Annotated in this window: 5 protein-coding genes; 2 read left to right on the forward strand and 3 right to left on the reverse strand. The window is 67.4% G+C overall.

The window, feature by feature from the left end:
* Window positions 1-1,025: LysR family transcriptional regulator (locus QZ847_RS10085; RefSeq protein WP_294356168.1), on the reverse strand; the 1,025-nt coding region annotated here is incomplete at its 3' end.
* 119 nt (window positions 1,026-1,144) lie between these two features.
* Between QZ847_RS10085 and QZ847_RS10090 the strand changes: the two genes are divergently transcribed.
* A complete protein-coding gene (locus tag QZ847_RS10090; RefSeq protein WP_366930193.1) occupies window positions 1,145-2,980 on the forward strand; it encodes a phosphoenolpyruvate carboxykinase (GTP) in 1,836 nt (611 codons plus the stop codon).
* Between the two features lie 122 nt (window positions 2,981-3,102).
* Here QZ847_RS10090 and QZ847_RS10095 read toward each other — a convergent pair whose 3' ends face one another.
* Window positions 3,103-4,353, reverse strand: coding sequence for a Xaa-Pro peptidase family protein (locus QZ847_RS10095; RefSeq protein WP_294356172.1), 1,251 nt, complete (start codon window positions 4,351-4,353; stop codon window positions 3,103-3,105).
* Window positions 4,354-4,429: 76 nt separating this feature from the next.
* Between QZ847_RS10095 and QZ847_RS10100 the strand changes: the two genes are divergently transcribed.
* A complete protein-coding gene (locus QZ847_RS10100; RefSeq protein ID WP_294356174.1) occupies window positions 4,430-5,752 on the forward strand; it encodes a dicarboxylate/amino acid:cation symporter in 1,323 nt (440 codons plus the stop codon).
* Window positions 5,753-5,763: 11 nt separating this feature from the next.
* Here the strand turns inward: QZ847_RS10100 and QZ847_RS10105 are convergent.
* The coding region (locus QZ847_RS10105; protein ID WP_294356176.1) for a YifB family Mg chelatase-like AAA ATPase at window positions 5,764-7,106 on the reverse strand (1,343 nt) is incomplete at its 5' end.

A 7,106-nucleotide genomic window follows, 5' to 3' on the forward strand; every position in this document is an offset into this window, starting at 1 on the left:
GAGAGCAGCGTCAGGAAGTCGCTGCGTACCAGCACGCCGCGGATCAAGGCGACCGAGCCGCACTGGATTGGCGCGTCGGGTCGCGGCTTGTCGGCATGGTCGAACATCTGCTGCCAGCGATCGAGCAACCCGGAGGCGCGCCGCGCGACGATCCAGGGATAAGCGGCGAGATCCTCGAAACCCGCCTCGCCGTCCATATTTCCGCGCGCTAGCGGGTGCTCGGCGCGGCCGATAATCGTCAGCCGGTCAGTGAACAGCGGCTCCTGCAACAGCTCTCGACCGGGATGGTCGCGTAGCGCGCCGATCAGCATGTCGATACGGCCCGAGCGCAGCAGCTCGACGAGTTCGAGATACGATCCCTCGACCACGTCGACGCGCGCTGCCGGATGATCGCGCAGCAGATCGGCTAACGTCGCGGGCAGCAGCAGCGAGCGCGACAGCGCCATCGCGCCGATCGCGAGCCGCCCGCCCTTCCCGCTTGATTCCTCCAGCGCGGTGGTCAGTTCGGCGTGCGCTAGGTTGAAGCCTTGCGCGAGCGTCGTGCCCGCGCGCGTCAGGCCAACGCCGCGACCGCGCCGCTCAACCAGGGCAGTGCCGCTCAATTGCTCCAAGTCACGGACCGCGCGGTGAAGCGCGGGCACCGATACGCCGGCGCTTTCCGCCGCGCGCATGAAGCTTCCCGCCTCGGCGAGGTTGATGAGGCCGCGGACGTGCGCGGTGGTCAGGTAATTGTGAGGGTCGCCCTTCTGCGGCGTCGCACTGGAGCGACGGAAGGCGCGCGAGATGCGGGTGAGCGCGTGGTCGACACGGCGGACGATGCGCCGACCCGCTGCGGTCGGCGATACGCCAGAGGCGGTGCGATCGAATAGCGCGACACCGAATGCCGCCTCGAGTTTGGCGAGCGCCTGGCTGAGTGCAGGCTGCGACACGCCGGATTCCCTTGCGGCATGGCTGAGGCTGCCGGCCTCGGCGATGGCGACCAGCAGGCGCAGGTGACGCAGGTTGAGGTCGTGCGCGGCTGTCATCGTTATCTTTTAACGCAGGCTTATACCATTCCGCTATTCAGATTTGAACACCGTCGCACTCCGGCTTTAACGTTGCACAATATTGCCCGTGTATGGGCGGAGAGGATCAATCCATGCTGATGCAACCCGCCGTCGCGACGACGAGCACCTCCGGCACCCCGCCGACCAGTCACCGCGCGCTGATCGACTGGGTCGAGCAGGTCGCCGCGCACACGCAGCCCGATGCGATCCACTGGTGCGACGGATCACAGGCCGAATGGGATGCGCTCTCCGAGCAACTGGTGCAGGCCGGCACGCTGGTGCGGCTCAACCCTGAACTACGCCCCGACAGCTTCTACGCGCGCTCCGATCCACGCGATGTCGCACGTGTCGAGAGCCGGACCTTCATCTGTTCGGACGCGGAGGCGGACGCCGGTCCGACCAACAACTGGGTCGAGCCGGGCGAGATGCGCGGCAAGCTCGACGGATTGTTCGCGGGTTCGATGCGCGGCCGCACGATGTACGTGGTGCCCTATTGCATGGGGCCGATCGGATCGGACAAGAGCGCGATCGGCGTGGAGCTGACCGACAGCGCCTATGTCGTCCTTTCCATGCGCATTATGACCCGGATGGGTACGCCTGCGCTCGACATGCTGGGCGAGGACGGCTTCTTCGTGCGCTGCGTCCACACCGTCGGCATGCCGCTGGCCGAGGGGCGGGATGATGTCGCATGGCCGTGCAATGAGGAAAAGTGGATCGTCCACTTTCCCGAAACGCGCGAGATCTGGTCGTACGGCTCGGGCTATGGCGGCAACGCGCTGCTCGGCAAGAAGTGCTTCGCGCTGCGGATCGCCAGCGTCATGGCGCGTGACGAGGGTTGGTTGGCCGAGCACATGCTGATCCTCAAGCTGACCAACCCGGCGGGCAAGGCGCACTACGTCGCCGCCGCCTTCCCTAGCGCGTGCGGCAAGACCAATCTCGCGATGCTCGAGCCGACGGTGCCGGGCTGGAAGGCCGAGACGGTTGGCGACGACATCGCCTGGATGCGCTTCGGCAAGGACGGGCGGCTCTACGCGATCAACCCCGAAGCCGGTTTCTTCGGCGTCGCGCCGGGAACCGGTCCGGCGACCAACAAGAACGCGATCGACACGCTGTCGGGCACGTGCATCTTCACCAACACCGCGCTGACCGCCGACGGTGACGTGTGGTGGGAAGGTCTGTCGGAAACGCCGCCCGAGGGGCTGACCGACTGGACCGGTGAGCCGTACGACTCCTTGAGCGGCAAGCCCGCCGCGCACCCCAATGCGCGCTTCACTGCGCCCGCCGCGCAATGCCCGTCCATCGCGGACGAATGGCAGTCGCCCGAAGGCGTGCCGATCAGCGCATTCCTGTTCGGCGGTCGCCGCGCCAGCGCGGTGCCGCTGGCGGTCGAAGCGTTCGACTGGGAGCACGGCGTCTACATGGCCGCTAACATCGCGTCGGAGGGCACTGCCGCCGCCGAGGGCAAGGTCGGCGCGCTGCGCCGCGATCCCTTCGCGATGCTGCCGTTCTGCGGCTACAACATGGGCGATTATTTCAACCATTGGGTAAAGATCGGCGCCAAGGCGCAATCGGACGCCGCCGTCCTGCCACGCATCTTCATGGTCAACTGGTTCCGCAAGGACGAGAACGGCAAATTCGTCTGGCCGGGCTTCGGCGAGAATTCGCGCGTGCTGAAGTGGATCGTCGACCGGATCGAGGGCGAGGCGGATGCGGTCGAGACGCCGATCGGCCATCTGCCGACCGCTCAGGCGCTTGATGTCGGCGCGCTCGGCCTTTCCGCCGACGCGGTCGAGACATTGCTGTCGGTCGATCCGGCCACGTGGACCGAGGAAGCCGCACGCAACCGCACGTTCCTGGAAGAGTTCGGCGCGCCGGTCCCGCCCGCTTTGATGCGGCAGCAGCAGGCGCTCGAGGAGCGCTTGGCTAGCGTCTGACGCCTGCGAGGCATCCTACTTGTTCGGCCGATGTGGCGTCTGGGCGGAACTCCCCTGCACAGATGTCACACCCATGATCTCGAATGGCCGGAGCGTGCCGCCTGCCAGCCTGCCTCGGCACGTCAGACCGGCCGATCGATCGACACTGGCGCTTGGCTGAACCACTTCGGCCCCTCGGCCGTCATGTAGAAGCAATCCTCCAATCTTACACCGAACTTGCCGGGTAGGTAGAGCCCCGGCTCGTCCGAGAAGCACATGCCCACGCCGAGTGGCGTCGACTCGCCGCGAACGAGATTGACCGGCTCGTGCCCCTCCATGCCGATCCCGTGGCCGGTGCGGTGCGACAGCCCGGGCAAACGGTAGCCGGGTCCATAGCCGATCGACTCGTAGTAACGCCGCACCGCATCATCGACGCTGCCCGCGGTCGCGCCTAGCTTTGCCGCGGCGAACGCGACCTGCTGCCCGCGGGCGACCTGATCCCAGACGCGGCGAACCTCAGCGCTCGGGCTCCCGACGACGAAGGTGCGCGACACGTCCGACTGGTAGCCCTGCACGGTACATCCGCAATCCATCAGCACCACGTCACCCGCCGCGATGCGGCGCGGCGCTGTCCCGCCGTGGGGAAGCGCCGCGTCCGGACCGATCAAGGCCAACGAGAATTCCGGATCGCCGCCCAGCTGACGTGTCGCCGAACTCATCAGCGCGCCCACGTCGCGGCCCGTCATGCCGGCTTCGACCCGCGGGTGGAGCCAGCGGTAGGCGGCGACCGTGACGTCGGTCGCGGCCTGCATCAGCGCGATCTCTGCAGCCGACTTGACCATGCGGCACCCGCGCACGACCGGATCGGCGCTGACCAGCCGAACACCCGGTAGAGCCGCCCGTAGATTGTCGGTCGCGAAGAAACGCACGTGCGCCTCCACGCCGATCGGGCGCGCAGTGAGCCGCCGGTCGCGCAGGAACCCGGCGACAACCTTGAGCGGATCCTCATCCTCGTTCCAAGTCCTTACCTCTGCCGGCACCGCCAGGCTGAGGCGGACCGACGGTTCCTCAAAGAAGGGGGTGACGATGCACGGCTCGCCCTCGACCGGCAGGATCGCGCACGTCAGCCGTTCGGACAGGTGCCAGCGCACGCCGGTGAAATAGATCATCGACGCGCCCGGCTCGATCAGCACCGCCGCCATGCCGTTCGCGCGCATCAGCGCCTGCGCGCGCGACAACCGTCGCGCGCGCTCCGCCGCGTCGATCGGGCGCGTGTTGCCGGTCATGTCGCGGAGCCCTGCGAGGTCGGGCTCGGCCGCGCGCAGCACGCCCGAAACGAGTGGCATGATCGCGGCGGCGGCGAGGACGTTGCGGCGCGTGAAGGAGGTCGGCATAGGCGGCGAACGATAGGGTGCTTGACGCAAGCGCCGCAATCCCCTTCCCTTTTCGCGAACGTGCGGGAGCAACGATTTGGCCAAGCGGCTGACCTTGTACATCATGATCGGACTGGTCGCGGGGCTGATCGTCGGATTGGGGCTGAACACCTGGCTGGACGACGGCACCCCGGCATCGGCGGCGCGGCTGACCGAGCTAGCGGGCTACTTCTCAATCCTGACCTCGCTGTTCCTGCGGCTGATCAAGATGATCATAGCCCCGCTCGTCTTCGCGACACTGGTCTCTGGGATCGCGCAGATGGATGACACGAAGGCGTTGGGGCGTATCGGTGGACGCGCGCTCGGCTGGTTCATCTGCGCCAGCCTCGTGTCGCTCGGTCTCGGCCTCATCATGGTCAATCTGTTCCAGCCCGGCGTGAACATCAACCTGACGCTCCCCGCCGCCACCGCCGCGTCGGGCGTCGAGACGACCGGGTTCAATCTGAAGGACTTCATCACCCACATCGTCCCCGCCTCGATGGTCGATGCGATGGCGAAGAACGAGATCCTGCAGATTGTCGTCATGTCGGTGTTCGTCGGCGTCGGCATTACCGCGGTCGGCGAGAAGGCCGCGCCGCTGGTGCGCGGCATCGACGCGCTGGTGCACGTCATGCTGCAGGTTACCGACTATGTCATGCGGCTGGCGCCGATCGCGGTGTTCGCGGCGGTGGCGGGCACGCTGACCGAGCGTGGTCCGTCCGTCATCGGGCAGCTCGCCTATTTCATGGGTAGCTTCTACCTGACGCTGCTGACGCTATGGGCGGTGCTGCTGGGTGTCAGCACGCTCTTCATTGGACGGCGGATCGTCGACCTCATCCGCCACGTGCGCGAGCCGCTCCTGGTCGCTTTCTCGACCGCGTCGTCGGAGGCGGCCTACCCGCGGATGCTAGAGGCGCTCGATCGCTTCGGCGTACCGCCGCGGATCGCCAGTTTCGTGCTGCCGCTGGGTTACTCGTTCAACCTCGACGGCTCGATGATCTACATGGGGTTTGCGTCGCTGTTCGTCGCGCAGGCGTACGGGATCGACCTCTCGATCGGGCAGCAGATCACGATGCTCTTGGTGCTGATGGTGACCAGCAAGGGGATCGCGGGCGTGCCGCGCGCCAGCCTGGTGGTGATCGCTGCGACGATGCCGATGTTCAACATTCCCGAGGCGGGGCTGCTGCTGATCCTGGCGGTCGACCACTTCCTCGACATGGGACGCACCGCCACCAACGTCATTGGCAACGCAGTAGCGAGCGCCGTGGTAGCGAAATGGGAGGGCGGGTTCGACGCGCCCGAGCCCGTCGCGATCGAGGCGCCGCGCGCGCCGAGTGGGCACGGTCCGGCCGATCCGGTCACCTCCTTTCGCGACGTCTAGTTGCCTGACTTTTAATTCCTGGGCGGCTGGCGGCGGTAGCTGAGCGCCTCGGCGACGTGGATGCGGCTGATCGTCTCTGCGCCGGCAAGATCGGCGATCGTTCGCGCGACGCGAAGGACACGGGTGTAGCTGCGTGCGCTGAGGCGTAACTGCGCCGACGCCTGCGTGAGCAGCTGGCGACCGGCGTCGTCGGGCGTGGCAAATCGGTCGAGCGTGTCGCCATCCAGTTCGGCGTTGGTACGCGTGCCGGTTCTCGCCAGCCGGGTGACCTGGATCTCTCGTGCGGTCGCCACCCGCTCAGCGATCTCTGCGGAGCCCTCGCGGGGCGGTGGGAGCGACAGGTCTGCGGCGCTGACCGCCTGCACCTCGACGTGCAGGTCGATGCGGTCGAGCAGCGGCCCAGACACCTTGGCCTGATAATCCGCGGCGCACTTCGGCGCACGTGCGCAGGCGAGGCTCGCGTCACCCAGATGCCCGCAGCGGCATGGGTTCATTGCCGCGATCAGTTGCACTCGCGCCGGATAGGTTACGTGCGCGTTGGCGCGCGCGACGCTGACGGTGCCGGTCTCGAGCGGCTGTCGCAACGAATCGAGCACCGCGCGTTGGAACTCGGGTAGCTCGTCGAGGAACAGGACACCCATGTGCGCGAGGCTGACCTCGCCCGGCTTCACGCGCAGGCCTCCTCCGGTCAGTGCCGCCATTGAGGCGGAGTGATGCGGTTGACGGAAGGGGCGCACGCGGGTGAGCTGACCGCCCGTCAGTGTGCCCGCGACCGATTGCACCATGCTGACCTCCAGCGCCTCAGCCGCGTCGAGCGGCGGCAGGATGCCGGGCAGGCAGGCGGCCATCAGCGACTTGCCCGCGCCCGGCGGTCCGACCATCAAAAGATTGTGTGCGCCTGCCGCGGCGATCTCCAGCGCGCGCTTGGCGGTTTCCTGCCCCTTCACCTGCCGCAAGTCGGGGCCGCTTCGCCCGTCAATGACCTCGCCAGGCCGGGGGCTGGCGAGCAGCTGTTCGCCTTTCAGATGGTTGAGCAGGCCGAGCAGGTCGGGCGCGGCAACCACCTCGACTCCCGCGCTCCACGCCGCCTCGGGTCCTTGCGCGGCCGGACAGATCAGTCCTTTGCCGATCTCGGCTGCGTGGATCGCCGCAAGCAGCACGCCCGGCGACGGCGCAAGCCGACCGTTTAGCCCAAGCTCGCCGACAATGACGTAATCGGCCAGCGCCTCCGCATCGACCACGCCCATTGCCGCTAGCAACCCGAGCGCGATCGGGAGATCGAAGTGCGAGCCTTCCTTGGGCAGATCGGCGGGCGACAGGTTGACCGCGATCCGCTTGGGCGGCAGCGCCAGTC

The sequence above is a fragment of the uncultured Sphingomonas sp. genome (genome assembly GCF_913778135.1).
GTDB lineage: Bacteria > Pseudomonadota > Alphaproteobacteria > Sphingomonadales > Sphingomonadaceae > Sphingomonas.